27 protein-coding genes, 1 tRNA gene and 1 pseudogene are annotated in these 26,911 nt (G+C 63.9%); 11 read left to right on the top strand and 18 right to left on the bottom strand.

Annotated features, from left to right (window positions below; translation table 11 throughout):
- The first annotated feature begins 171 nt into the window (after positions 1 to 171).
- The 5 genes from HV765_RS27900 (at position 172) to HV765_RS27880 (ending at position 5,808) form a co-directional block, all read left to right on the top strand.
- Positions 172 to 1,254, top strand: coding sequence for an efflux RND transporter periplasmic adaptor subunit (locus tag HV765_RS27900; RefSeq protein ID WP_054427316.1), 1,083 nt, complete (start codon positions 172 to 174; stop codon positions 1,252 to 1,254).
- 33 nt (positions 1,255 to 1,287) lie between these two features.
- Positions 1,288 to 4,404, top strand: a complete 3,117-nt coding sequence (locus HV765_RS27895; protein WP_054427317.1) for an efflux RND transporter permease subunit — start codon at positions 1,288 to 1,290, stop codon at positions 4,402 to 4,404.
- Between the two features lie 3 nt (positions 4,405 to 4,407).
- Complete coding sequence (gene dnaQ, locus HV765_RS27890) at positions 4,408 to 5,130, top strand: DNA polymerase III subunit epsilon (RefSeq protein WP_175171641.1); 723 nt, start codon at positions 4,408 to 4,410, stop codon at positions 5,128 to 5,130.
- 61 nt (positions 5,131 to 5,191) lie between these two features.
- Positions 5,192 to 5,266 (top strand) — tRNA-Val (locus HV765_RS27885).
- A 374-nt stretch (positions 5,267 to 5,640) separates the two neighbouring features.
- Positions 5,641 to 5,808 (top strand): hypothetical protein, encoded by a 168-nt coding sequence (locus HV765_RS27880; RefSeq protein WP_175171640.1) that lies wholly within the window; start codon positions 5,641 to 5,643, stop codon positions 5,806 to 5,808.
- Here the strand turns inward: HV765_RS27880 and HV765_RS27875 are convergent.
- The 5 genes from HV765_RS27875 to HV765_RS27855 all read right to left on the bottom strand — a co-directional run bounded on the left by HV765_RS27875 (position 5,795) and on the right by HV765_RS27855 (position 9,956).
- Entirely contained in the window at positions 5,795 to 6,247 is a 453-nt protein-coding gene (locus HV765_RS27875) for a YaiI/YqxD family protein (protein WP_175171639.1), read from the bottom strand. The two genes, HV765_RS27880 and HV765_RS27875, sit on opposite strands and share 14 nt — an antisense overlap.
- Positions 6,248 to 6,252: 5 nt before the next feature.
- Complete coding sequence (locus tag HV765_RS27870; RefSeq protein ID WP_054427321.1) at positions 6,253 to 6,519, bottom strand: hypothetical protein; 267 nt, start codon at positions 6,517 to 6,519, stop codon at positions 6,253 to 6,255.
- Between the two features lie 42 nt (positions 6,520 to 6,561).
- Complete coding sequence (locus HV765_RS27865) at positions 6,562 to 8,064, bottom strand: TAXI family TRAP transporter solute-binding subunit (protein ID WP_175171638.1); 1,503 nt, start codon at positions 8,062 to 8,064, stop codon at positions 6,562 to 6,564.
- 2 nt (positions 8,065 to 8,066) lie between these two features.
- Positions 8,067 to 9,284 carry a sodium/glutamate symporter gene (gene gltS / locus HV765_RS27860; protein ID WP_054427323.1) on the bottom strand — a complete coding sequence of 406 codons (1,218 nt, stop codon included), beginning with the start codon at positions 9,282 to 9,284 and terminating at the stop codon, positions 8,067 to 8,069.
- Positions 9,285 to 9,449: 165 nt separating this feature from the next.
- Positions 9,450 to 9,956: a GNAT family N-acetyltransferase gene (locus HV765_RS27855; RefSeq protein WP_175171637.1), complete on the bottom strand. Its 507-nt coding sequence runs from the start codon at positions 9,954 to 9,956 to the stop codon at positions 9,450 to 9,452.
- A gap of 278 nt (positions 9,957 to 10,234) precedes the next feature.
- Here HV765_RS27855 and HV765_RS27850 point away from each other — a divergent pair, with 278 nt between their 5' ends.
- Positions 10,235 to 11,287: a glycosyltransferase family 2 protein gene (locus tag HV765_RS27850; protein ID WP_054427325.1), complete on the top strand. Its 1,053-nt coding sequence runs from the start codon at positions 10,235 to 10,237 to the stop codon at positions 11,285 to 11,287.
- Positions 11,288 to 11,289: 2 nt separating this feature from the next.
- Positions 11,290 to 12,879, top strand: coding sequence for an ArnT family glycosyltransferase (locus tag HV765_RS27845; RefSeq protein WP_175171636.1), 1,590 nt, complete (start codon positions 11,290 to 11,292; stop codon positions 12,877 to 12,879).
- Here the strand turns inward: HV765_RS27845 and HV765_RS27840 are convergent.
- Positions 12,839 to 13,234, bottom strand: coding sequence for a GtrA family protein (locus HV765_RS27840; protein ID WP_175171635.1), 396 nt, complete (start codon positions 13,232 to 13,234; stop codon positions 12,839 to 12,841). The genes HV765_RS27845 and HV765_RS27840 overlap by 41 nt on opposite strands.
- A gap of 36 nt (positions 13,235 to 13,270) precedes the next feature.
- On the opposite strand from HV765_RS27840, the gene HV765_RS27835 reads away from it, so the two are divergent.
- Positions 13,271 to 14,086, top strand: coding sequence for a ChbG/HpnK family deacetylase (locus HV765_RS27835; protein ID WP_175171634.1), 816 nt, complete (start codon positions 13,271 to 13,273; stop codon positions 14,084 to 14,086).
- A gap of 114 nt (positions 14,087 to 14,200) precedes the next feature.
- Here the strand turns inward: HV765_RS27835 and HV765_RS27830 are convergent, their stop codons facing one another.
- The gene (locus HV765_RS27830; RefSeq protein WP_054427327.1) at positions 14,201 to 15,064 is read right to left on the bottom strand and encodes a LysR family transcriptional regulator; all 864 of its coding nucleotides are present in this window, start codon (positions 15,062 to 15,064) and stop codon (positions 14,201 to 14,203) included.
- 92 nt (positions 15,065 to 15,156) lie between these two features.
- On the opposite strand from HV765_RS27830, the gene HV765_RS27825 reads away from it, so the two are divergent.
- A complete protein-coding gene (locus HV765_RS27825) occupies positions 15,157 to 15,678 on the top strand; it encodes a multidrug/biocide efflux PACE transporter (RefSeq protein ID WP_054427328.1) in 522 nt (173 codons plus the stop codon).
- Here HV765_RS27825 and HV765_RS27820 read toward each other — a convergent pair.
- The 9 genes from HV765_RS27820 to HV765_RS27780 form a co-directional block, all read right to left on the bottom strand.
- Positions 15,653 to 16,303, bottom strand: coding sequence for a GntR family transcriptional regulator (locus HV765_RS27820; RefSeq protein ID WP_054427329.1), 651 nt, complete (start codon positions 16,301 to 16,303; stop codon positions 15,653 to 15,655). The genes HV765_RS27825 and HV765_RS27820 overlap by 26 nt on opposite strands.
- The gene (locus HV765_RS27815) at positions 16,303 to 17,268 is read right to left on the bottom strand and encodes a branched-chain amino acid ABC transporter permease (protein WP_175171633.1); all 966 of its coding nucleotides are present in this window, start codon (positions 17,266 to 17,268) and stop codon (positions 16,303 to 16,305) included. Before HV765_RS27815 ends, HV765_RS27820 begins: the two co-directional genes overlap by 1 nt.
- 1 nt (position 17,269) lies before the next feature.
- Positions 17,270 to 18,172, bottom strand: a complete 903-nt coding sequence (locus tag HV765_RS27810; RefSeq protein WP_054427331.1) for a branched-chain amino acid ABC transporter permease — start codon at positions 18,170 to 18,172, stop codon at positions 17,270 to 17,272.
- Positions 18,173 to 18,179: 7 nt separating this feature from the next.
- Positions 18,180 to 19,400, bottom strand: coding sequence for an ABC transporter substrate-binding protein (locus HV765_RS27805; RefSeq protein WP_054427332.1), 1,221 nt, complete (start codon positions 19,398 to 19,400; stop codon positions 18,180 to 18,182).
- Between the two features lie 58 nt (positions 19,401 to 19,458).
- A complete protein-coding gene (locus HV765_RS27800; RefSeq protein ID WP_054427333.1) occupies positions 19,459 to 20,184 on the bottom strand; it encodes an ABC transporter ATP-binding protein in 726 nt (241 codons plus the stop codon).
- On the bottom strand, positions 20,177 to 20,932 hold the full coding sequence (locus tag HV765_RS27795; RefSeq protein ID WP_054427379.1) for an ABC transporter ATP-binding protein: 756 nt from the start codon (positions 20,930 to 20,932) through the stop codon (positions 20,177 to 20,179). Before HV765_RS27795 ends, HV765_RS27800 begins: the two co-directional genes overlap by 8 nt.
- Positions 20,933 to 21,031: 99 nt before the next feature.
- On the bottom strand, positions 21,032 to 21,943 hold the full coding sequence (locus HV765_RS27790; protein WP_175171632.1) for a dihydrodipicolinate synthase family protein: 912 nt from the start codon (positions 21,941 to 21,943) through the stop codon (positions 21,032 to 21,034).
- A 163-nt stretch (positions 21,944 to 22,106) separates the two neighbouring features.
- Complete coding sequence (locus HV765_RS27785) at positions 22,107 to 23,024, bottom strand: alpha/beta hydrolase (RefSeq protein ID WP_175171631.1); 918 nt, start codon at positions 23,022 to 23,024, stop codon at positions 22,107 to 22,109.
- Positions 23,025 to 23,061: 37 nt separating this feature from the next.
- Positions 23,062 to 23,949, bottom strand: a complete 888-nt coding sequence (locus HV765_RS27780) for a LysR family transcriptional regulator (RefSeq protein WP_175171630.1) — start codon at positions 23,947 to 23,949, stop codon at positions 23,062 to 23,064.
- Positions 23,950 to 24,052: 103 nt separating this feature from the next.
- Here HV765_RS27780 and HV765_RS27775 point away from each other — a divergent pair, with 103 nt between their 5' ends.
- Entirely contained in the window at positions 24,053 to 24,475 is a 423-nt protein-coding gene (locus HV765_RS27775; RefSeq protein ID WP_175171629.1) for a CidA/LrgA family protein, read from the top strand.
- Positions 24,465 to 25,160, top strand: a complete 696-nt coding sequence (locus HV765_RS27770) for an LrgB family protein (protein WP_175171628.1) — start codon at positions 24,465 to 24,467, stop codon at positions 25,158 to 25,160. Before HV765_RS27775 ends, HV765_RS27770 begins: the two co-directional genes overlap by 11 nt.
- A gap of 9 nt (positions 25,161 to 25,169) precedes the next feature.
- On the opposite strand, the gene HV765_RS27765 is transcribed toward HV765_RS27770, so the two are convergent.
- Together HV765_RS27765 and HV765_RS27760 are read right to left on the bottom strand one after the other, a co-directional pair.
- Positions 25,170 to 25,814 (bottom strand): LysE family translocator, encoded by a 645-nt coding sequence (locus HV765_RS27765; protein ID WP_054427339.1) that lies wholly within the window; start codon positions 25,812 to 25,814, stop codon positions 25,170 to 25,172.
- Positions 25,811 to 26,730: pseudogene (locus tag HV765_RS27760) on the bottom strand (DMT family transporter). The gene HV765_RS27765 and the pseudogene HV765_RS27760 overlap by 4 nt, the downstream one beginning before the upstream one ends.
- Between the last annotated feature and the right edge of the window lie 181 nt (positions 26,731 to 26,911).

The raw sequence follows: 26,911 nt of genomic DNA, 5'->3' as shown, positions 1-26,911 counted from the left end.
GGGATATACCCTGAAATCCGCCTTGAGGGGCGGATTTAGTTCTTTCATCCGGCTTCTGGATTGTTCCAGTATGTAAATTCGGGTGCTACAGTGCCATCCCTCATTCCAGTTCCTGCGGCGTCGTCCTAGTGGGGAAATCCGGTCCGCGCCGCATCACCGCCACATTCGCGCATGAAAAAAGCTGTACTGCTGGCCGCCGTTGCGGCCGGGTTGGCCGCGGGGGCCGCATTGGGCGTTTTTGTGCCGCGATGGCTCGCGCCCGGGGCAGCGCCTGCCCAAACTGCCGCCAAAACCCAGGTCACCCCCGCCGCTCCCGTCCGGGTCGAAGTGGCTTCCGTCAAAGAAATTCCGTTTGCGCGCGGCCTGTCGGCCGTGGGCAGCCTGCGTTCCGACGAGTCTGTCGTGTTGCGCCCGGAAGTGGCGGGCCGCATCCAGTCGATTGAATTCAAGGAAGGCCAGCCGGTTACCCGCGGCCAGACCCTGATCCGGCTGGACGACTCCGTGCCGCGCGCCGAACTCGCACAGGCGCGCGCCAACCTGACGCTGGCGCAGAGCCATTACCGCCGCGCCGTGGAATTGCAGGGCAAGGGCTTCGTCAGCCAGCAGGCCCGCGACGAATCCGCCAGCACGCTGAAAGTTCAGGAAGCCGCCGTGGCGCTGGCGCAGGCGCGGCTGGACAAGATGACGATTTCGGCGCCGTTTGGCGGCATCGCCGGGCTGCGCAGCGTGTCCGTGGGCGACTACGTGAACCAAGGGCAGGACCTGGCGCCGTTGGAAGCCATCGACCCGCTGAAAGTGGACTTCCGCGTGCCGGAAATGTATTTGAGCAAGGTGGGCGTTGGCCAGCAGCTGACGCTGCGCCTGGACGCGCTGCCGGGCCAGGAACGCCAGGGCCTTGTTTACGCCGTCAGCCCGCTGGTGGATGCGGGCGGCCGCTCGATTTTGCTGCGCGCCACCGTCGACAACAAGGATTCGGTGCTGCGCCCGGGCATGTTCGCGCGCGTGCAATTGCTGTTCAATCAGGACAAGGCGCTGGTGGTGCCGGAAGCGGCGTTGTCGCCCTCGGGCGAGACCCAGTACGTGTACCGAGTCAAGGATGGCCGCGCCGAACGGCGCGAAGTGACCATCGGCGAACGCCGTGAAGGCCGCGTCGAAATCTTGACCGGCGTGGCGGCGGGCGATCAGCTCGTGGTGGCGGGCATACAGCGCGTGACGGACGGCGCGGCCGTGAACGTCGTCGGCAGCGGCACGTGAGGCCGGCTCACATTTTTTCTTGGCGGTGACGCAATGCGTATCTCGGAAACTTGCATCAAGCGGCCGGTGTTTGCGTCGGTGCTATCGCTGATCATCGTGCTGATCGGCCTGATCTCGTACTCGCGGCTGACGGTGCGCGAATATCCGAAGATCGACGAGCCCATCGTGTCGGTGGACACCACCTACAAGGGCGCCTCGCCCGAGGTGATTGAGTCCCAGGTGACCAAGCCGCTGGAAGACCAGCTGGCGGGCATCGAGGGCGTGGACGTGATGACGTCCCGCAGCCGTTCCGAACGCAGCCTGATCAACATCAAGTTCAACCTGTCGCGCAACCCGGACGCGGCGGCGGCCGAAGTGCGCGACAAGGTTTCGCGCGCCCGGCGTTTCCTGCCCGACGAAATCGACGAGCCCATCATCGGCAAGGTCGAAGCCGATTCCCAGCCCATCATCTACATCGCGGTGGAATCGGGATCGTTCTCGGCCATCCAGACGTCTGACTACATCAACCGCTACATCAAGACCCGGTTGTCCGTGTTGCCGGGCGCGGCGGAAGTCCGCGTGTTTGGTGAACGCCTGCCGTCCATGCGCATCTATGTCGACCGCGACAAGCTGGCCGCTTACGGCCTGACCGTGCAGGACGTGGAAGCGGCGCTGCGCAGCCAGAACGTGGAAATTCCGGCGGGCCGCATTGAATCGCGCGCTCGGGAATTCTCGGTGGTGTCATCCACCGACCTGCAAACGCCCGCGCAATTCGAAGACGTGATCGTGGCCAACGTGAAGGGCTATCCGGTCCGGCTGCGTGACGTGTCCAAAGTGGAAATCGCCGCCGCCAGCGACCGCGTGCTGTCGCGCTTTAACGGCAAGCCCGCCATCAACATCGGCGTGACCCGGCAGTCCACCGCCAACCCGCTGGAATTGTCGAAGGCCGCGCGCCAGGAAGTCGAGCGCTTGAACGAGACGCTGCCGGCCGGCATGAAGCTGACCATCGCCTATGACTCGTCGGTGTTCATCGAACGTTCCATTGATTCCGTCTTCCACACCATCGGCGAAGCCATCATCCTGGTGGTGCTGGTGATCTTCTTTTTCCTGCGCAACCTGCGCGCGAGCATCATCCCCATCGTCACGATTCCGGTGTCGCTGGTGGGCGCGTGCGCGCTGATGTACTTCTTCGGTTTTTCGATCAACACGCTGACCCTGCTGGCAATGGTGCTTGCCATTGGCCTGGTGGTGGATGACGCCATCGTGGTGCTGGAGAACATCTACCGGCACATCGAAGAGGGCATGCCGCGCAAGGAAGCGGCGCTGCGCGGCTCCAAGGAAATCGGCTTCGCGGTGGTCGCCATGACGATGACGCTTGTCACCGTGTACGCCCCGCTGGCGTTTGCCACCGGGCGCACGGGGCGGCTGTTCATCGAATTTGCGCTGGCGCTGGCGGGCGCGGTGTTGGTGTCGGGCTTTGTGGCGCTGACGCTGACGCCCATGATGTGTTCCGTGCTGCTGCGCCATGAAAGCAGCCACAGCCGCTGGTACAACCTGATCGAAGGCTGGCTCAATGCATTGAGCAACGGCTACCGCCGCCTGCTGGGCGCGTCGTTGCGCCATCGCTGGCTGGTGGTGGTGATCGGCCTGGCCGTGGCGGCCGGCAGCGGCGTGCTGTTCAAGGTGGTCAAGAGCGAACTGGCGCCCATCGAAGACCGCGGTGTGGTGTTCGGCATTGTCAGCTCGCCCGAAGGCGCCACCTTGAACTACACGCTGGACAGCATGCTGGGCATCGAGAAGTTCTATTCGCAAATTCCGGAAGCCAGCGGCAGCCAGGTCACGGTGGGTTTTCCGACCGTGACGGACGGCACCGCCATCCTGCGCTTGAAACCGTGGGAAGAACGCGACCGCAAGCAGCAGGCCATCACCCAGCAACTCCAGCCGCAATTCGCGTCGTTGCCAGGCGTGCGCGCCTTCCCGACGAACCCGCCGTCGCTGGGGCAGTCTGCGCGATCCAAGCCGGTGGAATTCATCATCATGAGCCAGGCGTCGTATGCGGAACTGTCGCGCCTGACCGAAGTATTCCTGACCGAGCTGCGCAAATATCCCGGCTTGCTCAACCTGGACACGGACCTGCGCTTGAACACGCCTGAGCTGCGCGTGCGGGTGGACCGCGACAAGATGGCCGACGTGGGCGCCAATGTGGATACCGTGGGCCGCACGCTGGAGTCGATGCTGGGCGGCCGTCAGGTCACGCGCTACAAGGACGAGGGCGAGCAGTACGACGTGATCGTGCAGGTGACGCCGCGCGACCGCGCCAACCCCACCGATATTTCGGGCATCTACGTGCGTGCGCGTGATGGCAGCATGGTGCAGCTGGATAACCTGCTGGGCGTGCATGAAGGCGTGTCGCCGCAGTCGCTGAACCACTTCAACCGCCTGCGCGCAGTGAAGATCGACGCCGCCGTTGCGCCGGGCTACGCGCTGGGTGAAGTGCTGACGCACATGCATCAGGTGGCGCGTGATGTCTTGCCCAACACCATCATTACCGACCTGGACGGGCAGTCGCGCGAATTCCGCGATTCATCCGGCAGCATCTATCTGGTTTTCGGCATGGCGCTGGCCTTCATCTACCTGGTGCTGGCCGCGCAGTTCGAAAGCTGGCGCAACCCGTTCATCATCATGCTGTCCGTGCCGCTGTCCATGACGGGCGCGCTGCTGGCGCTGTGGCTCACGGGCGGCACGCTGTCCATCTATAGCCAGATCGGGCTGATCACGCTGGTGGGGCTGATCACCAAGCACGGCATTCTGATCGTGGAATTCACGAACCAATTGCGCGACGAGGGCCGTGAGCTGTTCGCCGCCGTTACCGAGGCCAGCGTGCTGCGCCTGCGCCCGATTCTGATGACGACGGGCGCCATGGTGCTGGGCACGGTGCCGCTGGCGCTCTCCACGGGCGCGGGGGCGGAATCTCGCCAGCAGATCGGCTGGGTTCTGGTCGGTGGGCTGATGCTGGGTACACTACTGACCTTGTTCGTCGTGCCGGTGGCCTACACGCTGATTGCCACCGCACGCAAGAAACCCGGCCATGCCGGCAGCGCAGAGCATCCCCCGGCCCACCCGCCGGGCGCCCACACGCCGCCGGCTTCGGCCAATGCAGCGTCGGAATAAGTCATGCGCCAGATCATCTTTGACACGGAAACCACCGGACTGGACCCTGCCCAGGGTCATCGCATCGTTGAGATCGGTTGTGTGGAAATGGTCAACCGGATGTCCACGGGCAACAACCTGCACATCTACCTGAACCCGGACCGCGACAGCGACCCCGAGGCCTTGGCGGTGCACGGGCTGACAACGGAATTCCTGTCCGACAAGCCCCGCTTCGCCGATGTGGCGGACGAATTCGTCAAGTTCATCCAGGGCGCGGAACTCATCGCGCACAATGCCGCGTTCGACGTGAAGTTCTTCAACGCCGAATTGGCGAAGACGGGCCGCGGCCTGATCACCGACTACTGCGAGACGGTCACTGATTCGCTGCTGCACGCCCGTTCGCTGTTCCCGGGCAAGCGTAATTCGCTGGACGCGCTGTGCGACCGCTTCGGCATTTCCAATGCGCACCGTACGTTGCACGGCGCATTGCTTGACTCGCAGTTGCTGGCGGAAGTCTGGCTGGCCATGACGCGCGGGCAAGACGCGCTGCTGATCGATGTGGACGATAACGATGGCGCAGGCAGCAATGGCATTGTGCTGGCCAAGTTCGATGCGTCGGGCCTGGTGGTGCTGAAGGCCAGCGACGCCGAGCTCGCCGAGCACGAAACCTATCTGGCGGCGTTGGACAAATCGGTGGGCGGCGAGTGCGTGTGGCGCAAGATGGATGCGCCGGTCGCGGCGGCATAAATAATTTTCTAAGGCGACTTGCGCACGTTTTAAAAAACATGCTATTATTTCGCCTCTTTCAGGGTGGTTAGCTCAGTGGTAGAGCACTGCCTTCACACGGCAGGGGTCACAAGTTCGAAACTTGTACCACCCACCAAAGACCCTTGGAAGACAACGCAGGTGTAGTGAAGTTAAGTTTGTATAAGCGTGTTCGAAAGAGCGCGGGTTGTATGAATGAACTGAAACGAGCGCCATGGGTTGTCGACAAGCCGCACCGGGGGTGCAAAGCAATCAAGCCAACCTTAATCGGTTGGCTTTTTTGTTTTCCGGAGCCTTCTTCGGATTGATTCCGGGGTCATCGCGGAATCATCTCGGGGTCATCGCGGGCTCATCTCTTGATGTGGCGCAAACCGAGCTTTCGCGATTGCGTCGCAGCGCATGTCATTGGACGATCACCCTGCCTATCATGGTGATAACGAAGACAGTGCGTGGCCAGAGAATGGCCAAAAGAATGGCCAACAGGAGACCTCCATGGATGCCCACACCAATACCATGTTGATCATTGTCGTCACGGGCGTGGCGCTGATGCTGGTCGGTTTCGGGCTGCGAGACCGCAATCTGGGGATGGGCCTGATGGGCGTGGGCCTGATTACGGCCCTCGGCACCATCCTGTACAAGGCCTACATCACTTTTTATTGAGCCGCGCGAGCAGCGAGTCCAGCTGATTGGCGAACGCCTTGCGGTCGGCCTGGCTGAATGACGGCGGGCCGCCCGTGTCCACGCCGCTTGCGCGCAATTCTTCCATCATGTCCCGCACCGCCAGCCGTTCCCGGATGGTCTCTGGCGAATAACGTTCGCCGCGCGGGTTGAGCGCCATCGCGCCTTTTTCCAGCACTTCAGCCGCCAGCGGAATATCGCCAGTGATCACGAGATCGCCCGGCTCCGCGCGCTCGACGATATGCGCATCGGCGACATCAAAGCCGCGTGGCACCTGCACAGCGCGGATGAGCGGGGAAGGCGGCGTGAAGAGCATCTGGTTGGCGACCAGGGTCAGCGGCACCTGCCAGCGCTGCGAGGCGCGAAACAGGATGTCTTTAATGACCCCGGGGCAGGCGTCGGCATCGACCCAGATGTGCATTGCGCTTATTCGCCCAGCGACTTCTGCAGCAGCTCGGCCACGATGTCGTTGGTGGACACACCGCGTTCGGCGGCCAGGGCGCGCAGCTTGTCAGCATGGGCTTGCGACACTTTCAGCGGAAACGGCACCAGACCGGCGGCTTGATCCAGCTTGCGCTGTTCGCGGCGGTCGGGGGCTTGCGAGGCGGTGCCGAAGCGGTCGGGCGTGGAGGACTGCTTCAACTGGCTGGCCAGCTTCAGGGCCTGGTTCTTTTGGAGATCAAATTTATTCATGGGAATTCCTGATTAGGAGCGCAATCATAAGCGCATCCGGCATCAACGCGGTTTGGCGTGCTCCAGCGCGGCCAAACCTTCCTCGGCGCCGTCGTGCAACGGCACGGTCAGCCCACGCCGGGCGTTGGCCACCGAGACCTGCGCGCCTTGCGTCGAGCCGGCAGCCAGCAGGTCCTGGCCGGTCTGGTAGACGGCGCGCACCACCATCAGCGCTTCGTCGCGGGTCAGGTTGGCCGTGGTCAGCAGCAGCGCCGCGGTGCCGATGGTGGGAATCGGTTCCGGTTGATTCGGATAGGTGCCCGCCGCGATTTCCAGCGGCATCAGGTCGGCATCGGCCTTCGTCAGCGATTTGATGGCGGCCGGGTCCAGCGGCAGCAGCTTCAATTTCGCCTGGGTCAGCGCGTCGCGCAGGGGCGTGGCGGGTACGCCGATGACCTGCGCGGCGGCATCCACCGTGCCCGCTTGCAAGGCTGGCAGCGACGCCGCGAAGGGCGTGTCAGCGATCTTGTAGTCGCGCCCCGCTTGCAGGCCATGGGCCGCCAGCACGTTTTCCAGCGTGGCGCGCACGGCGGACCCTTCCGGCCCCAGCGCAATGGTCTTGCCCTTCAGGTCGCGGATGGTGCGCAGCGCCGGATCGTCGCGCACGACGACGTGGACAAGTTCGGGATACAGGCTGCCCAGAGCACGCAGCCCGGTGAACGGGCCTTCCGACGCGAACGGGCCACGGCCTTCGTAAGCCATGCGCGCGGTGTCGCCTTGGGCCAGCCCGACCACGGCGTCGCCGCTACGCAGCAGCGCAATGTTCTCGGCGCCGCCGCTGGTAATCAATGGCGCCACACGGATCTGATGGGTGCGCGCCACGGCGCTTAATGCGCGGGCAAAGGCCAAGTACTCGCCGCGGTCCGGTCCGCCCGCCAGCGGGTAGCCCTGTTGCAATCGGGCCAGCCGGCCATTGATACGCGCCACCGAGCGCTCCAGCTCCTGCTGCACCACGTGTTGCGCGGTGCTGGAGGCGCTGTAGGCGACCGAATGGGTGATCTGATCCAGCGTGTCCAGCAGGCGCTTGGTGACGGGCGGGGGGGCGCCGGTATCCAGCGAGGGGGCTTCGGCCGCCTTGAAGCCGGCCGGCGTCACCAGCTTCCAGTCATCGCCTTCCTGCCGGTAGATGGCGCTGGCGTGCGCAACGATACGGTCACCCGCCTGATTGCCGCCGGACTTCACGCCACTGATGCTGCGCGGGCCTGCGCCCAGCAAGGTCACCAGCGACGCCGCACCCGGCTGGTCCCAGGCGCCCAACGCGATATCCCGGCCCACGCCCAGCTCAACGTCGTAATAGACCACGCGGCGGGTTTCGCCAGCGGGCGCGGTGCTGTCGGACGCCGAGCCCATGCGTTTGAGTTCGGTGATGCGGAACAGGCCGTCGCCGTAAGTGGAGGCAAGCACGCGCTCGACATCGGCGCGCAACGCATCCGTGTCTGGTGCGCGGCCGCAGGCGGCCAGCAGCAGGCACAGCGCAATCAGCAGATAGCGTTTGAAGTTGACCATGCTCACATCCCTCCCACGAACGGCAAGGAGATCAAGGACGTCAGCACGATCACGTTCAGGATGTCGACGAGGAATGCGCCCGTGACCGGCACCACGATGAACGCTTCCGGCGCGGGACCGTGCCGGCGTGTCAGCGCCTGCATGTTGGCAATCGCGGTGGCGGTTGCGCCCAGGCCGAAGCCGCAGAATGCCGCCGACATGATGGCCGCTTCGTAATCGCTCTTGAGAATGCGGAACACCACCCAAGCTGCGTACAGCGCGCAGAACAAGGTCTGCACGATAAGCATCAGCGCCAGCGGACCTGCCAGGCGGGCAACGCTGGATAAGTCCAGCGTCATCATCGTCATGCCCAGGAATAGCGACAGTGAAATCGTGCCGATGATCTCGGTTGCGCGGTCATCCAGTTTCAGCCCCAGGCGCGCACCGCCATTGCGGATGATCACGCCGGTGGCCAGGCACCACAGGAAGTTCGGCAGGCTGACGGGCGCGTCTTCAACCAGCATCGCAAGATAACCGCCGAACACCAGGCACACGAATGCCGCCGTCAGCGACACGATGTACGAGCCGGCGGTGGACGGCGCAGCCTCCTCTGCCAGGGCGGCGGGGGCTTGCCCCGATTGCGCCGCCTGGGCTTGATGGTCCAGGCTGCCGGCCAGCTTGTGCCGGCGCATCAGCCATTCGGCCACCGGGCCTCCGACAACGCCGCCCAGCACCAGCCCCAGCGTGGCGGACGTCATCGCCAGCGCCATCACATCCTGAATATTGTTGAAGTCGGCAAAGCGCGTGGCATAGGCCGCACCGGTGCCGTGTCCACCCACCAAGGTGATCGTGCCCCCCAGCAAGCCCATGAGCGGATGCATGTCCAGCAGCCAGGCCATGCCCAGACCCACGGCATTCTGCAAGACAAGGAAGGGAATCAGCGCCAGCAGGAATGCGATCAGGCGCGGGCCGCCTTTGGCAAGCAGCTTCAGGTTGGCGGTAAGCCCGATGCTGCCGAAGAACAGTAGCAGCAGCGTGGGCCGGATGCTGGTCTCCAGCGAGACCGAGACGCCGCCCCAGTTCGACAGCAGATACGCAATGACGGCGAATAGCAGGCCGCCCACGATGGGGTCGGGAATGCTGTAGCGGGCCAGGATACCGATCTTGGTGGTCAGTACGCGTCCAACGACGAGTACCAGGCAGCAAGCCAGCAGGGATTGAACGGGCGAAAGCGAAATCATATGGGCCTTCGCGCCCCAGACAGGGCGCCGCAATTCAGACTATCGGAACCGTTGCCGCCACATCATTCGAAATGTGCGCCTATCTTACGGCCACGCAGGCCGCAATGTATAGGGACGGGGCAACGCGCGTGCTCCCGCGTGGCGGGAGCCGCGTAATTGAAGGGGTTAAAGCGGAATGGCCCGGGCCATGTAGCGGGCCTGCGGACCGTAGCCCGCCAGCTTGTCGGCCAGCTCGGCGGCCAAGCGCTCGCCCTGTTCTGCGACCGGGTGGTAACCATGGCGCAGCCAATAGCTCACGGCGGATTCCAGCGACACGAGGCTTGCGCGACGCAAGCCGTGATCCATTGCTGCCGACGCCGCGGTCCGCAGTAAAGCCTGGCCCACGCCCAGGCCTTGCGCCGCGGGCACCACGGCGCAGTCATGCAGGAACCAGTGGTCGGCCTGCGCGGGCAACGTGGTCAGCGCCACGTCCAAGGCGGGCGGCAGCCCGGCATCCCAGGGGTAGGAAATCAGATAACCCAGCAGGGTGTCGTCGTCCTGCGTTCTGGCCACCCAGCAATACGCAGGCGCCAGCGCCAGGCGGTTCAGGAAGAAGGCCGCGCTTTCCAGCAGAAAGTCGGGGTAGGCCAGGGTCTGGGCATCCAAAATGCCGTCCACGTCGCTGGCCAGCATAGGGCGGACTCGGTATTGCATGACAACCTGTGAAAACAAAATCTGGGCGCATTTTACCGATGTCGGCGTTTGGGGCAGGGCGCCGCTTTACGCAGCTTCACAAATCGGGGACACAGATTTACGCGATGTTTACGCGGCTTCATCGTTTTCAGCGTGCCGCTGCCTAGAATTCTCTAGCGGCATCGTGCGTGCAAGCGTGTGCCGCATTTCATGAAAATTCGACGAGGCGCTGCGCATACTGCTCGGCATAGCGTCCTGTATTTCGATCAAAGCGTCTTATGCACATCCAATTCCGGTCCGACCCGATTCCTCAGCAAGTGCTGACCAAAGCGTATCCCCTGGAGTCGCTCTGGTCATCTCGCGTTGCGGCCGTGCCGTATGACACCTGCGTGACGTGCGTCATTCCCTGCCTGAACGAGGCCGAGAACCTGCGCGTCTTGCTGCCCTTGTTGCGCGTGCGTCTGTCGGCGCTGTGCACGGGCTGGGAAATCATCGTTGCTGATGATGGCAGCACTGACGGCACCGAGGCGCTGATGGCGGAATGGACGCAGCACGAGGGTTTTCGCTACGTGCAGCTGTCGCGTAATTTCGGCAAGGAAGCGGCGCTTAGCGCTGGCCTGGAAGCGGCCACCGGCAACGCGGTGATCTGCCTGGACGCCGATTTGCAGCATCCTCCCGCCCTGATCGAACAAATGCTTGCCCGCTGGGCCGCCGGCGCCGAGATGGTGTATGCCGTGCGCGAAACCCGTGAAGATGAGTCGTGGTTGAAGCGTTCTGGCGCCCGTTGGTTTTACAAGCTGCTGAGCAGCGCGCGTGGCGTCGATGTGCCCGCGCATGCTGGTGATTTCCGCCTGATGGACCGCAAGGTGGTGGACGCGCTGATCGCGTTGCCCGAACGCACCCGTTTCATGAAAGGCCTGTACGCATGGGTGGGCTTCAAAGGTGAAGCACTGCCCTATACCCCCGACGAACGCATGCACGGCAATAGCCGCTTCAGCGGGATGCGATTGTTCCGCCTGGCGCTGGACGGGCTGACGGCATTCACGACGTGGCCTCTGCGTCTGGTCAGCCTGGTGGGCGTGGCCTTTGCATTGGTGGCGATGTCGTACGCGGCCTATCTGGTGGGTGACTACCTGATGTCGGGCAACCCCGTTTCCGGCTGGACGACTATCGTCACCGCGGTGTTGTTCTTTGCGGGCGTGAACCTGATCTCGCTGGGCGTGGTGGGTGAATACGTCGCCCGTATCTTTGATGAAGTGAAGGGCCGGCCGTTGTACGTCGTGCGCCGCCGTCAAGGCAAGGCGTCGAACGCGGACTCGGCTACAGGCTGAGCATGGCCGTCGGCCCCGTGTCCGTGGCGCGCTTTGAATGGACCCCGCCCGCGGGCCGATTCCTGCTTGTCGTTGGCGTGTGGCTGGCATTGCTGGCTTGGATTCGGCCGTTGACGCTGCCTGACGAAGGCCGTTACGCAGGCGTGGCGTGGGACATGCTTCGCAGCGGTTCGCACGCCGTGCCGTTGCTGGACGGCATGCCTTACTTTCACAAGCCCCCGCTCTATTACTGGCTGACAGAGCTGTCGTTCACGGTATTCGGCGCGCATCCCTGGGTGGCGCGGGTGCCGTCATGGCTGGCCGCCTGGGCGTCATCGGCGGCGCTGTACGCCTTTGTGCGCCGCTATCGCAATCACGCGGCGGCCACGCTGACCGTCCTGATCCTGTGCACGATTCCGTTCTTCTATGGCGGCGCGCAGTTTGCAAATCTGGACATGCTGGTCGCCGGCATGATCACGCTGTGCGTGCTGGCCGCGGTGGACACCATTCTGCGGCAAGAGCGCGGGCAGCCCTATCGCGCCATGTCGTTGGCCGCCGCCGCGCTGGCCGCGTTGGCGGTGTTGGCCAAGGGCTTGATCGGATTGGTGTTGCCCGGCGTCATCCTGTTGATCTGGATGGCATGGCGCCGCCGTTGGGCAGGTCTGGCAGCGGTGATGTGGCCGCCAGCGCTGTTGCTCTTCGCCATCGTGGCGGTGCCGTGGTTCGTGCTGATGCAGCTGCGCTTTCCGGGCTTCTACCATTACTTTTTCGTCTATCAGCATTTTCAGCGCTTTGCGGCAAGCGGCTTCAACAATGCGCAGGCGTTCTGGTTCTACCTGCCGGTCGTGGCGGGCTTGAGCCTGCCGTGGTCGCTGTGGGGCGGCGGCATCATGCGCAAGGTGTTTTGGCAGGACGATGCCACGCGAGACTTGCGCCGTTTGGCGTTGGTCTGGTTTGCGGTGGTGATCGCATTTTTTTCCGTGCCGCAATCCAAGCTTGTCGGCTATGTGCTGCCGGCCTTGGCGCCGCTGGCGTTTTTGCTGGCCGAAGTCATCCTGGGCGCATGGCGCGAGGAAGGCGGCGACGCCACCGCGCCGCGTCTGGTCAAACTTAGCGCGGGCGTCGCGGCTGCGATCTGCGTCGTCGCCGTCGGGGTGGCCGCCCACAATGCGCGAGGCAGCGCCGGGCCCCTGGCCACGGTAGTGCGTGAGCACGCCCGCCCGGACGATATCTTTGTCGCCCTGCATACCTATCCCTTCGACCTGGCGCTCTACGCCCAAGCGCCGCGCCCGACGTGGGTGGTGGACGACTGGCTGGATCAGGACGTGCCGGTGCGCGATAACTGGCGCAAGGAACTCTACGATGCCGCAACGTTTGATCCCGCGCTAGGCAAGGAGCTGCTGGTCAGCTCCGCGGAATTCAGCTCGCGGCTGTGCGCCGCACCGGACGGCGCGCGCTATTGGGTCTGGGGCAGCCGATCTGACGGCCCGGTTTACGCGCCATTGCGGGGGCTGGACCCAATAGCAAGCGGCGTGAAGACCGTGATGTGGCGCGTGGACATTGACGACGCGTTCAGACAGCGGGCTTGTGGCGAAACGCCCAAAGCCGGCTAGCGATGAAGGTCGCAAACGCCAGCCCGATCAGAATCAGGGCTAGCAACAGGTCGTACGGAATGGCGGTGGTATGCAGCAACAGCGCGTAGGCGGATTCATTGATGGCGAAGCCCACGGCTGAAATCAGAAAGAAACGACGGACAGCTATTGTCCAGGGTGTTTGAGAATGTCTGAAGGTAAGCCGGTAGTGTCCGGCAAAAGAAACGACGAAGGCGATCAGCCAGCCGACCAGGTTGGCGGCCAGTGGTGCAAGGCCAAGCAGTTCGACACAGCCCACGGCAACGGCCCAATGGGTGGCGGCGGCGGCGCAACCCACTGCAATGAAAAGGCTGATCTGCTGAAGAAAGGCGCGCATGGGTGCCGTGGTGAAATGGGAATGCGAGGTGCAGCGATGAGCAAACGTATCGTGGTCTGCGGTGACGATTTTGGCATGAATGCCGATATCGATGAAGGCATGATCGCGCTGGCCGGCATGGGCCGTATCAGCGCGGTAAGCGGCTTGTCGTTGGGCCCCACATTTGCGCAGAATGCGGGCCGTCTGGCGGCGCAAAATGTGGACATCGGCCTGCACGTGAATTTCTCGGAAAACCTCAGCGCCGATGCTGCGCCGATGCCGTCGCTGCGCAAGCTGATCTTCAGCGCCTATGCCGGCCGGCTTGATCCGGCGTGGATCGATGCGCAGCTGAATCTTCAGTTTGACGCCTTCGAGGCCGCATTCGGCCGCGCGCCCGATTACGTGGATGGCCACCAACACGTGCATCAATTGCCCGGCATCCGTGAACAGGTGCTGGCGCAATTGAAGCGCCGTTATGGCGACGCCATGCCGTGGTTGCGCCAGACCGCGCCGGGCGCACTTTGCGGTATCCCCCTGAAAGAATCGATCAAGGCGCGCATCATCGGCGCCTTGGGTTCAGGCGCGTTGGCCCGCCAGGCGCAACAGGATGGGTTGCGCACCAATCGCCGGCTGCTGGGCGTGTATGGATTCGAAGGCGGCAAGCGCCGTTACGCTGACCTGTTGCAGAACTGGCTGTTCAACGCGCGCGACGGGGATTTGCTGATGTGCCACCCCGCGATGGATTGCAAGGACGGCAGCCCGATGTCGCGCCAGCGCCGCGCCGAGTTCGACGTGCTGGCCAGCCCCAAGCTGGGTGAGTGGATAAGCGCCAACGGCGTGCGCATCTCGCGCTTGCCGGCCACAGCGCGTTGATATCGTGCGTTGGTACGGGGCGTTGATACGGGGCGTTGGTATGGCGCGTTGATATGGCGCGGTGATATGGCGCCTTGATACGGCGCGGTGATACGGGGGCGGGCCGTTTAATGTCTAACCGCGAGCCAGGCTTTCCAGCAGCCACGCGCCTGCGGGGCCCAACGCGCGGCGGGTGGACCACACGGCGTCTACGCGGATGTGGCGGGGCCAGCCCGGCACCGTCAGTTCGACCAATTGGTCGCGCCCGAAACGTTGGATCATCCAACGCGGCAATTCCGTCCAGCCAAATCCCAGGCTGGCCATTTCCAGCAGCATCAGATAACCCGGCGCCGACCACGTTGCGTGCGGCGGCGCGGTGTCTTTATCGTTGAGTTCAAAAGTGCTCAGACGCAATTCGCGTTCGGTTCGCAGCTCATCGGTGGTCACGCACGGGCGGCCCGCCAGCGGATGGCTGCGCCCCACGCACAACACAATTTCGGATCGCTCGGCCAGCGTCGCGTATCCCACATCCGGCGGGTAGGTGTCTTGCGCGGCCATCAGGCCCAGATGCGCGCGGCCTTGCTGCACCAGCGCCACCACGTCTTCGTATTCGGCGATCAGGCATTCGAAGCGCAGCGCGGGGTAGCGCTGGTCGATCTGGCTGAGCATGTTCTCAAACGTTTTTGACTGGAAGGTGTCCGACAGCACTACGGTCAGGCGGGGCTCCAGCCCTTCGGCCAACTGGTTGGCGCTGCGGTTGAAGCGGTCGTTGGCCGCCAGCACCTGCAACGCCTGACCCAGCAACACCTGGCCGGCTTCGGTCAATGACGGCTGGCGCTGGCTGCGGTCAAACAGCGCCACGTTCAGGTCCACTTCCAGATTGGCGATGGTTTCGCTGATGGTGGACTGGCTTTTGCCCAGCTTGCGGGCGGCGGCTGAAAACGAGCCTTCAGAGGCCACTTGGGCAAAGGCCGCCAAGGATTCAAGCGAGTGGCGCATTGGTATCGGTTTTTCCGATGGATAGTATCTTTATCGTACCGGAAATATCGACGAAAATCGCTCCCACTTTATTGAAACGACCTCGGTGGGTCATGACGCAAGCCAAGAAAACCCTGAAAGAACGCTTTTTCCACGCATTTTTGTTTGAAATTCTCGCCATCGGTCTGTGCGCGCCTGCCGCAGCCTGGGCCATGGGCAAATCCCTGTTTGAAATGGGCGTCCTCACGGCCGTCATCGCCTGGATCGCGCTCGTCTGGAACATGATCTACAACGCCGGCTTCGACCGCGTTGAAAACCGGTTCGGCTTCAAGCGCACGATGCGCGTGCGCGTCGTTCACGCCTTCGGCTTTGAACTTGGCCTGATCCTGATTGTGATTCCGCTGGCGGCGTGGTGGCTCAGCATCAGCCTGTGGGAAGCCTTTGTGCTGGACATTGCGCTGGTGCTGTTCTATCTGCCCTACGCCTTCCTGTACAACCTGGCCTACGACCGTTCGCGCCCTCGCGTGATGGCGTGGCTGAAGCGGGGCCGCGCGGACGCCGTTGCGCCTGCGGCTGCCACCCTTGGCACGCCAGAGGTCGCACCGGCCGCTACGCGTCAATCACCTTGCGCGTAAACATCTCCAGGTAGTCCATTAACGAATCCGCGCCCTTGATGGCCGCGGATTCGTTGCCTGTGGCGATGCCCTGCGCCATCAGCATGTGGCGGCGGGCGCCTTCGGCGATATCGCCCTCGTGCTGGTAGGCGTACCAAAAGCGCCGGCACTGAATGATCAACGGTTCCACCGCGTTCACGGCGGACACATTGCGGCTGGCTTCATGGCAGACGTAGTCGAGCAGCTGGTCGGCATGCATGTAGTCGTCCAGGTTGCCGCCTTCGGAAGCCCGGATCATCTGCGCCGCGCAATCCACGATCTGGGTGCGTTGCGCGGGCGTGGCGCGGCGGGCGGCGCTGGCGGCAATCAACTGCTCCAGCGCGCGGCGGGTCTGGATCAAGTCCATGTGGTCCGCCAGCTGGATCATCGATACGCGCAGGCCGCGCCGGGGTTCCTGGCGGATCAAGCCGGCCGCGACCATGCGCAGCAGCGCCTCCCGCAGGGGCGTGCGCCCCAGGCCGGTTTTCTCCACCAGATCCGCTTCCACGACCGCACTGCCAGGCTGCAATTGCAACGTGGCGATCATGCTTTCGATCTGGTCGTACGCGACGTCCGCGGCGCGTCGTTTGGGTTCTGCTCCTGCCATCAATTATTGTTTTCCTTCGTTTTGCGCCACTGCGTGTAGGCCAGCCATTCGCCGACGAACCCGCGTCGGAAGAACGACACGCACAACACGAATATCAGCCCGATGACGATGGTGACGACATCGCCCAGGGTGGCAAGGTAGTTCTGCAAGCTGACGACCAGCGTCGCGCCGACCACCGGGCCCCACACGGTGCCGATGCCGCCCAACAGGGTCATCAGCAGCACTTCGGTGGAGGTAGCAAGGGACACATCATTCAGCGCTACCAGTTGCAGCACCAGCGCCTTCAGCGAGCCGGCAAGACCGGCGACCGAGGCCGACAGCACAAAGGCCAGCAGCTTGCACCGATCCGTATCGTAACCTAGCGAAATCGCGCGCGGCGCGTTGTCCCGGATGGTCTTGAGCACCTGGCCGAACGGCGAATGAATCACCCGGTAGACGAACAGAAAGCCCAGCACGAAGACGCCCAGCGCGAAGTAATACATGTTGGTGTCGATGCTCAGGTCCACCAGCCCCAGGAACTTGCCGCGCGGAATGCCCTGCATGCCGTCTTCACCGCGCGTCCAGCCCACCTGCACCGCCATGAAGTACGCCACCTGCGACAGCGCCAGCGTGATCATCGCGAAATAGATGCCCGTGCGCCGGATGGCCAGCCAGCCGATGGCATAGCCAATGGCGGCCGCCATCGCCACGCCGCAGAGGATGGCGATCTCGGGCGGCAGGCCGCGCGCGCCGAACAAGATCATCATTTCGCCCGCGGCGTAGCCTGCCCAGCCGAAAAACGCCGCGTGGCCGAACGACACCAGGCCGGTGAAGCCCGTGAGCAGGTTGAAGGCCAGCGCAAACAACGCGAAGCACAGCACCTTCATGACAAACACGGGGTAGATGATCTGGGGAAAGAACGGCACCAGCAGGGCAGGCACCAGCAGCAAGGCCAGGATGCGGATGGAAAATGGAATGCGCGACACCTTATTTCTCCTTGCCGAACAGGCCCGCGGGGCGCATCAGCAGCACAACGGCCATCACGATGAACACGACAACGGTGGACGCTTCCGGGTAGAACACCTTGGTCAGCCCTTCCAAGAGGCCCAGCGCCAGGCCCGTGACGATGGCGCCCATGATGGAACCCAGTCCGCCAATCACCACCACTGCGAACACGATGTTCAACAGGTTCGACCCCATCAGCGGGTTGATCTGCATGACGGGCGCGGCCAACACGCCCGCCACGCCCGCCAGCGCCACGCCGAAGCCATAGGTCAGCGTGATCATCACCGGCACGTTCACGCCAAACGCCTGCAGCAGCTTGGGGTTTTCAGTGCCTGCGCGCAGCATCGCGCCCAGCCGGGTGCGCTCGAACAGATACCAGGTGGCGATGCATAGCGTCAGCGACGCCACCACCACGAAGCCCCGATACGCGGGCAGGAACATGAAGCCCAGATCGAAACCCCCTTGCAGGATCTCGGGCGGCTCGTACCCCACGCCGGATATGCCGTAGAAGTAGCGAAAGCCGCCTTCCATCATCAGTGCAATGCCGAAGGTCAGCAGCAGCCCGTACAGGTGGTCCAGGTGATAGAGCCGTTTGAGCAGCGTCTTTTCGATCACGACGCCCACCGCGCCCACGACCAGCGGCGCAAGAATCAGCGCCGCCCAGAAGTTGATTTGCACGCCGGGGCCAAGCAGTTGCGGCAACTGCGTGAAGCCGATCCACGCCAGGAACGCCGCCATCATGAACTGCGCACCGTGCGTGAAGTTGACGATGTTGAGCAGGCCGAAAATGATGGCCAGGCCCATGCTCAGGATGGCGTAGAAGCAGCCGTTGATCAGCCCCACCAACAGTTGGGCCAGCAGCGCGGGAAGCGAGATGTCGAACATGATGGGCTTACGACTTGTTCAGCGGGCAGGCGGCCTGGGGCTTGGGGAATACCTCGTCGCCCTTGAGCACGGATTTCACGTTGTAGTAGTCCCACGGGGCCTTGGATTCGGCGGGCGTCTTCACCTGCAACAGCAGCATGTCGTGCACCAGCGCGCCGTCGGCGCGCAGCTTTCCGTTGCGGATCACGGCGTCGTTGATGGTCATTTCGCGCAGCTTGGCCATCACGGCGGGCGCGTCGTCAGTGCCGGCCGCTTCAATCGCCTTCAGGTAGGACAGCGTGGCCGAATACACACCGGCTTGCGAGGCCGTGGGCATCTTCTTGGCTTTCTCGAAGAACTTCTTGGCCCAGGCGCGCGAGGCGTCGTCGTAGTCCCAGTAGAACGCTTCGGTCAGGTACATGCCCTGCGCTTTGGGCAGGCCCATGCTGTGCACGTCCGAGATATAGGTCAACAGCGGCGCGACGATCTGCTTCTTGTTGATGCCGAACTCGTTGGCTTGCTTCACGGCGTTGACGGTGTCGTTGCCGGCGTTGGCCAGCGCAATCACGTCCGCCTTCGAGGCCTGCGCCTTCAGCAGGAACGACGAGAAATCGTTGCCGGGGAACGGGTGGCGCGACACGCCCACCACGGTGCCGCCATTTTCCTGGATGACTTCGGTGGCGTCCTTTTCCAGCGAGTGGCCAAAGGTGTAGTCAGCGGTGATGAAGTACCAGGTCTTCTTGCCCTCCTTCACCAGTGCGCGCGCCGTGCCGGCTGCCAGCGCATAGGTGTTGGTCGTCCATTGCGCATTCAACGGCGAACATTTTTCGCCCAGGATCGCGGTGGACAAGCCCGCCGACGGCATCGTCACGCGGTTCTTCTGCTTGGCAATTTCCATCACGGCCAGCGCGGTGGACGCGGTGGGGAAGTCGGTGATCATGTCGACCTTGCCCTGGTCGAACCATTCGCGCGCCAGGTTGGCGGCGACGTCGGGCTTGTTCTGGTGGTCGGCGGCAATCACTTCAACCGGCTTGCCCAGCACCTTGTTGCCCATCTCTTCGGCGGCCAGGCGCGCGGCTATCACCGAGCCGTTGCCGGCCAGGTCGGAATACACGCCGGACAGGTCGGTCAGCACGCCGACCTTGACGACGTCGTCGCTGATCTTGGCTTGCGCGTGCGCCGCGCCCGCAGGCACCGCGCCGGTGAAGCCCAGGACGAACAACGCTGCTGCGATTCGATTCAATTTCATCTGACTACGCTCCGTGGAGGAATGGGGGACTGCGGTCGGAAGGAGTACGGCGGAAATCTCAAATACCGAGCAAGGCGTTCAGCTTGTCTTGCGATTGCTGGACCTCGGCGCGGTCTATCACGGCTACCACCTGACCGTGCTCAATGACGTAATGGCGGTCGGCCAGGTGCTGGGCGAAGCGGAAATTCTGTTCGACCAGCACGGTGGTGTAGCCGCGCTCTTTCAGTTGCCGGATCACGCGGCCCAGCGATTGCACGATGACGGGCGCCAGGCCTTCGGTGATTTCATCCAGCAACAGCAAGCGGGCGCCGGTGCGCAGGATGCGCGCCATCGCCAGCATCTGCTGTTCGCCGCCTGATAGCCGCGTGCCGGGGCTGTGCGCACGCTCTTTCAGGTTGGGGAACATCGTGTAGATCTCTTCCACCGACATGCCGCCTGGCCCCACCGAGGGCAGCAGCATGAGGTTTTCCTCCGCGGTCAGCGACGCGTAGATGCCGCGCTCTTCCGGGCAATAACCGATGCCCCGGCGCGCGATCTTGTGAGTGGGCATGCCCACCGTTTCCTGGCCTTCGACCTTGATGGAGCCGCTGCGGCGGCCGACGAGGCCAAGGATGGATTTCAATGTTGAGCTGCGGCCCGCGCCGTTGCGGCCCAGCAGCGTGACGCATTCGCCGGGCTTCACGTCCAGATCGATGCCATGCAGGATGTGCGATTCGCCATACCAGGCGTGCAGGTTGCGGATTTCAAGCATGTTGCCGGACGCGCCGGCCAGGGCTTCATTCATCGTCGGCTCCCATGTAGGCTTCACGCACCGCCGGGTTCTCGGACACGGTCGCGTAGGGGCCTTCGGCCAGGATTTCGCCTCGCTGCAAGACGGTGATGGTGTCGGAGATGTCCGCCACCACTTTCATGTTGTGTTCCACCATCAGGATGGTGCGCCCCGCCGAGACCTGCTTGATCAGATGTTTGACGCGGTCCACGTCCTCGTGGCCCATGCCCTGCGTGGGTTCGTCCAGCAGCAGCAGCTCGGGCTCCAGCGCCAGCGTGGTGGCGATTTCCAAGGTGCGCTTGCGGCCATAGGGCAGGTCACCCGCCGCCACGTCCAGATGCGTGCGCAGGCCCACCTGGTCCAGCAATTCCTCAACGCGGTGATGCAGGCTTTCCAGCGTGCTTTCGGATCGCCAGAAGCAATAGTCCACGCCCAGTTTGCGCTGCAAGGCCACACGCACGTTTTCGCGCACGGACAGCTGGGGGAACACCGCCGAAATCTGGAACGACCGCACGATGCCGCGGCGCGCGGTTTGCGCGGGGCGCTCCTGCGTGATGTCCACGCCGTCGTACAGGATTTCGCCGCGCGTCGGAATGTGGAACTTGGTCAGCAGATTGAAGAACGTCGTCTTGCCGGCGCCATTGGGGCCGATCAGCGCATGGATGGCGCCGCGCCGCACGCTCAGGTCGACGTTGTTGACCGCCACGAATCCGCGGAATTCCTTGGTCAGGCCACGTGTCTGAAGGATGATGTCGCTTTGCATGGTGTCCGATAGGCGTGCGTGGGACAGGGCCTGGCGCGCGGCGGCTAAGCCGCGCGCCAACGCGTTCGTGCTGCGGTTGGCTCAGCCGGAGCCGGCCGCTTACGTCGATTGGTATTGCTTGGGGCGCTTGGCGATGGCGGCCTGGATGATGGCGGTGCAACGCTCGCGTTCGGCGCCGACCAGCGGCAGACGCGGACGGCGCACGTGTTCGTTGCCCACACCGGCCAGCGTTTCGGCCAGCTTGATGTTCTGCACCAGCTTGGTGGAAACATCCAGGTGCAAGAGCGGCGTGAACCATTGATACAGCGCCAGCGCCTCTTGCCACTGGCCGGCTTTCATCAGGTCATACAGCGCCACGGTTTCACGCGGGAAAGCGGTGACAAGGCCTGCCAGCAGGCCGTCTGCGCCCAACGCCAGCGCTTCGAACGACAGGTCGTCCACACCGATGAACAGCTGATAGCGGGTGCCCAGCGCATTGCGCAGATCGGTCACGCGGCGGATGTCGTCGCTGCTTTCCTTGATGGCGACAAGCCACGGGCAGTCGGCCAGTTCGACCATGTGCTCGGGCTTCAGGTCCACGCGGTAAGCGACCGGGTTGTTGTAGATCATGCAGGGCTTTTGCGCCGCTTTCGCCATGGTGCGGATGCTTTGCATGGCTTCACGCGCGTCGGCCACGTAGATCAGCGATGGCATCAGCATGAAGCCGTCCACGCCCAGCTCGACCGCGCCCTTGATGAAGCGCAGCGCTTCGCGGGTGCTGGTTTCGGACACGTTGGCCAGCACGGGAATACGGCCGGCGCTGACTTCGATGGCGCAGCGCGTGACCTCAAGCTTTTCTTCCAACGTCAGGGTGCTGGCTTCGCCCAGCGAGCCGCAGGTGACAAAGCCGTGAACGCCGTTGTCGATCAGGAAGGCGAAGTGCTTGCGCATCGCTTCGAAGTCGAGGGTTTCGTCGGCATGGAACTTACTGGTAACGGCAGGAAATACGCCCTGCCAACGCACGTTACTCAACTGGCTTCTCCTGAAGATGCCGTCGCTGCCAAAGCGGCGCGGCGAGCAGGAGCAAAGTCTAATATTCGTTAAATATATTTAGTAGATATTTTTATATAGGAGTTTCCCGAGAACGGGTTTTCCCGGCGGTCAGGGTAAGCGGGGGGAGAAGGCCGCGCCAGCGTTAGCCGGACTTGCGTTTGTAGGCGCGTGAGGCGTCTTGCATGAAGGTCTTCACGGCGGCGTCGTATTGCGGCCCGCTGCGGAAAGCGCCCGAGTGCGACGCGCCTTCGATCTTCACCAGCCGCTTCAGATCTGGCGCCACGTTGCGAGCGGCAGCGAAGAGTTCGTCGCTCATGGTGTGCGGCACCACGCGGTCAGCGGTGCCGTGCATGAACAACATGGGCGTGTGCATCTGGGCCAGCTTGTCGACGGAGGCAAATGGCTGCGTCACCAACAGGCTGGCGCCCGGCACCTTGCCCCAGCGCAGGGTGCCGAGCATGGCGCCGATGCTGGTGAAGCTGGATTCCACGATCAAACCCGCGAATTCCGGCTGTTCAGGCCGGGCGGCCAGATCGATGGCGATCGCCCCGCCCAGGCTGTGGCCGTAGATGAAGCGGCGTGCCGGGTCGGGTTGCAGGCGGGCCAGCTCCTTCAGCCCGGCCATCGCGTCTTCCAGCGCACTTTCTTCCGACGGCAGGCGCGGGGTGGATGCGCCAAAGCCGCGGTAATCGATGGCCAGCACCGAATAACCCATGCGGGCCCAGCCGTCGATGCGGAAGGCGCTGCCGTTCAGGTTCCAGCGCGCGCCATGCAGGTACAGCACCGTGGGTGCATCGGCCTTGGGGCTTTGCCAGTACCAGGCGCGCACCTTATCGCCGTTGGCTAGCGCCAGGTCGTAGACCTCGGTGCCGGCGGAGGGTTCGCGCCACCAGGTTTGGGGTTCGGATTGGGGCGAAAAGATGGTCTGGCGTTGCCAGGAGTCCAGGTGCGAGCAGCCGACGACGCTGGCGGCGGTGACGACAGCTACGGCAACGAGCCGGCGGATGGGGAGACGCCGGGCGGAAAGGCTGCGGGGGGAAGGGCGGGGCAGGGCGGGCATGAAAAATATGACCCGATCGGGCCGGCTGGGTTCCGCATCAGAATACTCCGGGATGCACCTCGCGCGTCAATGCCAGCCACGCCTGCGCCGCGTGCGACAGATAGCCGCCGCGCCGCCAGACCAGCACCATTTCCCAGTCCGTGCCCGGGTCGCGCAGGGGCACGCGGCACACGCCTGCGTGCAGTTCTTCGCGAGCCGTGATGCGCGGCAGGAACGCCACGCCCAAGCCGGCCGCCACCAGCGCCACGATGAAATCGATCTGGCCGCTGCGTGCGGCGATGGTGGGCGCAAAGCCCGCACGCTGGCAGGCTTCATGGATGATGCGGTTCAGCGCAAAGCCTGATTCGAACAGGATGAACGGCGATTCACGCAGCTCATGCAGGCCGACAGATGCCGCGTGCGCGTGCGGATGGTCGGCGGGCATCAGCGCCACCAGCGGTTCGCGCGCCACCGGCTGCCAGTCCACATGATCCGGCACGGGTTTCAACGAGGCCGCCAATTCGATCTCACCCGCCATCACCATTTCTTCCAGCCGGCGGCTGCCGTGTTCCACCAGGCTGATTTCGATGTGCGGATACCGGCTGCGGAACCGCGCAAACATCGGCGCGAAAAGCGAACTGCTGCCAAGCGGCGGCAGCCCCAGCCGCAGCACACCGCGTTTCAGGCCCTTGAGTTCGTCCAGCTCGGCGTACAGATCATCGCGTTCGGCCAACATCGTCAGCGCCCGCCGGTACACAATTTCGCCCGCTTCGGTCAGCCGCAGGGGCTGTGCGTGGCGATCCAGGAGCGGCATGCCCAGCTCGTCTTCAAGCTGGCGCACCGCCTTGCTGACGGTGGGCTGCGTGGCGTAGATCACTTTGGCTGCCTGGGAAAAGCCGCCCTGGCGGACCACTTCCACCAGAGCGCGCAAGGGGCGCAGGTCCATGGCTATGCCTATCTGGAATGGGGAGTATTCATCGAATTCATTTTATCTATGGGCAGGGCGGGCGTAAAACATCAGCTTGCCGCTGGTACCTGTCTGCCCCTCCATGTCTCGCCCTCGCCCTCGTCGCCTCCTTACTCCCGTCCGCATGCTGCGCGTTGCCCTGCGCCGCAGCCGCGTGCTGCAAATTGCGCTGATCGTCGTGTTTTCTTTGCTGGGCCAGGCCGTGGCCGACGCGCTGGGTTTGCCCGTTCCGGGCGGCGTCATCGGCATGGCGCTGGTGCTGTTGCTGCTGGCCACCCGCCGGCTGCGCGTGCGCAACGTCCATCGCGGCGCGAGCTGGCTGCTGGGCGAGATGCTGCTGTTCTTTGTGCCGGCCGTGATGTCGCTGTTGGACCACCGCGAATTTCTGGGGGTGCTGGGGCTGAAGCTGCTGGCCGTCATCCTGCTTGGCACCGCCTTGGTCATGACCGGCACGGCGTTGACGATCGACCTTTGCTATCGCTGGATGAACCGCCATGCCGTTTGAATTCAACCTGGTGTTCTGGCCGCTGGCGACGGTGCTGGCCTACGTGTGCGCGCGCCTGTTTTATCGCCGCTATGCGTACTGGTGGACGTCGACGCTGGTCGTAGCGCCGGCCTTGCTGCTGGGCTTGGCGATTGCGCTGCACACCGGATACCGCGACTACATGTCTGGCTCGCATTGGCTGATGGCCATGCTGGGGCCCGTGATCGTGGCGTTTGCGCTGCCGCTGTACGAGCAGCGCGCGCTGATCCGGCGCTACTGGCCGGTGCTGGTGGCGGGCGTGGCGGTGGGTAGTTTGATTGCGGGCGTCAGCGCCTGGATGCTGGGCAGCTTGCTGGATTTGCCGCCCGGCTTGCGCCTGAGCTTATTGCCGCGTTCAGTCGCCACGCCGTTCGCGCTGGCGGTGTCGTCCCATGTGGGCGGCGTGCCCGACCTGACCGCCGTGTTCGTGATCGTGACGGGTGTGTTCGGCGCGGCCATCGGCCAGTTGATGCGGCGCTGGTTGCCGCTGCGTTCGGCGCTGGCGCGCGGCGCCTTGTTTGGCATGGGCGCACACGGCGCCGGCACAGCAAAGGCCCGCGAACTCGCGGCCGACGAGGGCGCGGTGGCGGGCCTGGTGATGGTGATGGCGGGGCTGTTCAACGTCCTGGTGACGCCTGCCGTCGTCGTGGGATTGTTGGCCGCCTGACGCTGGCGATCAATGCACCAAGTCCAGCGCCACCGGATACAACGACGCCACCAATAGCAAGGCCATGCCCACATTGAAGGCCCGAATCGCCCAGGGCTTGTGCAGCACGCGGCGCAGCGCGGTGCCGAACGTCACCCACACGCCAATGCTGGGCAGGTTGACCACGCCGCAGACAATCGTGGCGATGACCAGGTTGGCGAAGAAGCCGTTTTGCGGCGTGTAGGTGGCCACCACCCCCACCGCCATCACCCACGCTTTCGGATTGACCCATTGAAAGGCCGCCGCTTGCAGGAACGTGAACGGTTTGCCACGCGCTTCGCCATCTTCCAGGCCGCCGGAGTTGGCGATCTTCCAGGCCAGATACAGCAGGTAGGCGGCGCCGGCGTATTTCAGGATGGTGTAGAGCTGCGGCACTTGCTGGAACACCGAGCCCAGCCCGATGCCCACCAAAAAAATCATCAGCGTAAAGCCCAGGTTCACGCCCAGCAGGTGCGGCATGCTGCGGCGAAAGCCGAAGTTCAGGCCAGAGGACGCCAGCATCACATTGTTGGGTCCCGGCGTAATCGAGCTGACCAGCGCGAACAGGGCCAGCGGGCCCAGCAGCGAGGCGGAAGCCAGGGGCACGTCGGCCCAGTTGGTCGGGAACAGATTCATTTTTTTGTCCTTACGATGGCACGGCGTCCGCCGGCAATAACGGCGATCACGGCGACGGCGAACACGAAGGTTGCCGGCTGAACGGATTCGCCAAATAACAATGCGGCCGCCACGACGGTCAGGAAAGGCTGCAACAACTGCACCTGCCCCACCCGGGCGATTCCGCCCACGGCCAGGCCGCGATACCAGGCAAAAAAGCCCAGAAACATGGAGCCGAACGCCAGGTAGGCGCAGGCTGAAACGACTGCGGCGCTGGGCCAGTGGGCGTGCGCGGCCATCCAGCCGACGGGCGCCACAACGACCGGGGCACTGATCGCCAGCGCCCAGCAAATGGTGCGCGAACCGCCCAGTGTGCGTGCGGCGCGTGCGCCTTCCGCATAGCCCATCCGCCCAACACCACCGCCACCAGCAGCCAGAGATAGCCGGTGGTCAAGACGCCGTCGCCTTGCCGCAGCGCGTAGGCCGTCACCAGCGCGGCGCCGGCCACGGCCCACCCCCAGAATACGGCGGACGGCCGTTCACCGCTACGCAGCGCGGCGAACGCGGCCGTCGATAGCGGCAGCAGCCCGTTGAACACGGCGCCGTTGGCAGACGGCACGGTCTGCATGGCCAGTGACGACGCCAGCGGCCAGCCCACCACGATGCCCAGCGCAGCCAGGATCACGCCAGGCCACTCTGTGCGCGTCGGCAGCCGGCTGCGCGTGATCCACAGCAACGCCACCGCGGGCACCGCAGCCACCAACGCGCGTCCCAGGCCCACCAGCAATGGGGCCAGTTCAGCCACGGCCAGGCGCGTCATGGGCAGCGTCAGCGAAAAGACCAGCACTCCCAGAAAACCATAGCCATAGCCTTCCCATACGGACGGCGGCGTGGCCGGTGCGGTCTGGGCCGAAGGGTAAAGCGATGAGCGCGTCATGATGGCTGCGAAAGAAAGAGTCGGGGCGGAAGAATCTGCTATTGCGGGCTTGCCGTATTGCTGTCACTCTACGCATAGTTATCGGTACAGTACCGATACACTTCTACATGTCACTTTAATCACTGGCCTGGTCCATTCCCCATGACAGTTGCTCCTTCCCCTGGGTCTACTCCCGCCCCTT

It is taken from the genome of Achromobacter kerstersii, from assembly GCF_902859595.1.
Taxonomy (GTDB): Bacteria; Pseudomonadota; Gammaproteobacteria; order Burkholderiales; family Burkholderiaceae_B; genus Achromobacter; species Achromobacter kerstersii.
The sequence above is the reverse complement of the archived record's forward strand: the minus strand, read 5'-3'. Positions and strand labels throughout refer to the sequence as shown.

Excerpts from the sequence above, each read along its gene's own strand:
- HV765_RS27855 (WP_175171637.1), bottom strand. The coding sequence starts at position 9,956 with ATGCTGGCCAGCGACGTGGACGGCATTTTGGATGCCCAGACCCTGGCC.
- HV765_RS27770 (WP_175171628.1), top strand. The coding sequence starts at position 24,465 with ATGCCGTTTGAATTCAACCTGGTGTTCTGGCCGCTGGCGACGGTGCTG.
- HV765_RS27850 (WP_054427325.1), top strand. The coding sequence starts at position 10,235 with ATGCACATCCAATTCCGGTCCGACCCGATTCCTCAGCAAGTGCTGACC.
- HV765_RS27880 (WP_175171640.1), top strand. The coding sequence starts at position 5,641 with ATGGATGCCCACACCAATACCATGTTGATCATTGTCGTCACGGGCGTG.
- dnaQ (WP_175171641.1), top strand. The coding sequence starts at position 4,408 with ATGCGCCAGATCATCTTTGACACGGAAACCACCGGACTGGACCCTGCC.
- HV765_RS27820 (WP_054427329.1), bottom strand. The coding sequence starts at position 16,303 with ATGGCAGGAGCAGAACCCAAACGACGCGCCGCGGACGTCGCGTACGAC.
- HV765_RS27785 (WP_175171631.1), bottom strand. The coding sequence starts at position 23,024 with ATGCCCGCCCTGCCCCGCCCTTCCCCCCGCAGCCTTTCCGCCCGGCGT.
- HV765_RS27765 (WP_054427339.1), bottom strand. The coding sequence starts at position 25,814 with ATGAATCTGTTCCCGACCAACTGGGCCGACGTGCCCCTGGCTTCCGCC.
- HV765_RS27845 (WP_175171636.1), top strand. The coding sequence starts at position 11,290 with ATGGCCGTCGGCCCCGTGTCCGTGGCGCGCTTTGAATGGACCCCGCCC.
- HV765_RS27775 (WP_175171629.1), top strand. The coding sequence starts at position 24,053 with ATGTCTCGCCCTCGCCCTCGTCGCCTCCTTACTCCCGTCCGCATGCTG.
- HV765_RS27825 (WP_054427328.1), top strand. The coding sequence starts at position 15,157 with ATGACGCAAGCCAAGAAAACCCTGAAAGAACGCTTTTTCCACGCATTT.
- HV765_RS27795 (WP_054427379.1), bottom strand. The coding sequence starts at position 20,932 with ATGCAAAGCGACATCATCCTTCAGACACGTGGCCTGACCAAGGAATTC.
- gltS (WP_054427323.1), bottom strand. The coding sequence starts at position 9,284 with ATGATTTCGCTTTCGCCCGTTCAATCCCTGCTGGCTTGCTGCCTGGTA.
- HV765_RS27835 (WP_175171634.1), top strand. The coding sequence starts at position 13,271 with ATGAGCAAACGTATCGTGGTCTGCGGTGACGATTTTGGCATGAATGCC.
- HV765_RS27875 (WP_175171639.1), bottom strand. The coding sequence starts at position 6,247 with ATGCACATCTGGGTCGATGCCGACGCCTGCCCCGGGGTCATTAAAGAC.
- HV765_RS27895 (WP_054427317.1), top strand. The coding sequence starts at position 1,288 with ATGCGTATCTCGGAAACTTGCATCAAGCGGCCGGTGTTTGCGTCGGTG.
- HV765_RS27805 (WP_054427332.1), bottom strand. The coding sequence starts at position 19,400 with ATGAAATTGAATCGAATCGCAGCAGCGTTGTTCGTCCTGGGCTTCACC.
- HV765_RS27780 (WP_175171630.1), bottom strand. The coding sequence starts at position 23,949 with ATGGACCTGCGCCCCTTGCGCGCTCTGGTGGAAGTGGTCCGCCAGGGC.
- HV765_RS27810 (WP_054427331.1), bottom strand. The coding sequence starts at position 18,172 with ATGTTCGACATCTCGCTTCCCGCGCTGCTGGCCCAACTGTTGGTGGGG.
- HV765_RS27900 (WP_054427316.1), top strand. The coding sequence starts at position 172 with ATGAAAAAAGCTGTACTGCTGGCCGCCGTTGCGGCCGGGTTGGCCGCG.
- HV765_RS27840 (WP_175171635.1), bottom strand. The coding sequence starts at position 13,234 with ATGCGCGCCTTTCTTCAGCAGATCAGCCTTTTCATTGCAGTGGGTTGC.
- HV765_RS27830 (WP_054427327.1), bottom strand. The coding sequence starts at position 15,064 with ATGCGCCACTCGCTTGAATCCTTGGCGGCCTTTGCCCAAGTGGCCTCT.
- HV765_RS27865 (WP_175171638.1), bottom strand. The coding sequence starts at position 8,064 with ATGGTCAACTTCAAACGCTATCTGCTGATTGCGCTGTGCCTGCTGCTG.
- HV765_RS27870 (WP_054427321.1), bottom strand. The coding sequence starts at position 6,519 with ATGAATAAATTTGATCTCCAAAAGAACCAGGCCCTGAAGCTGGCCAGC.
- HV765_RS27800 (WP_054427333.1), bottom strand. The coding sequence starts at position 20,184 with ATGAATGAAGCCCTGGCCGGCGCGTCCGGCAACATGCTTGAAATCCGC.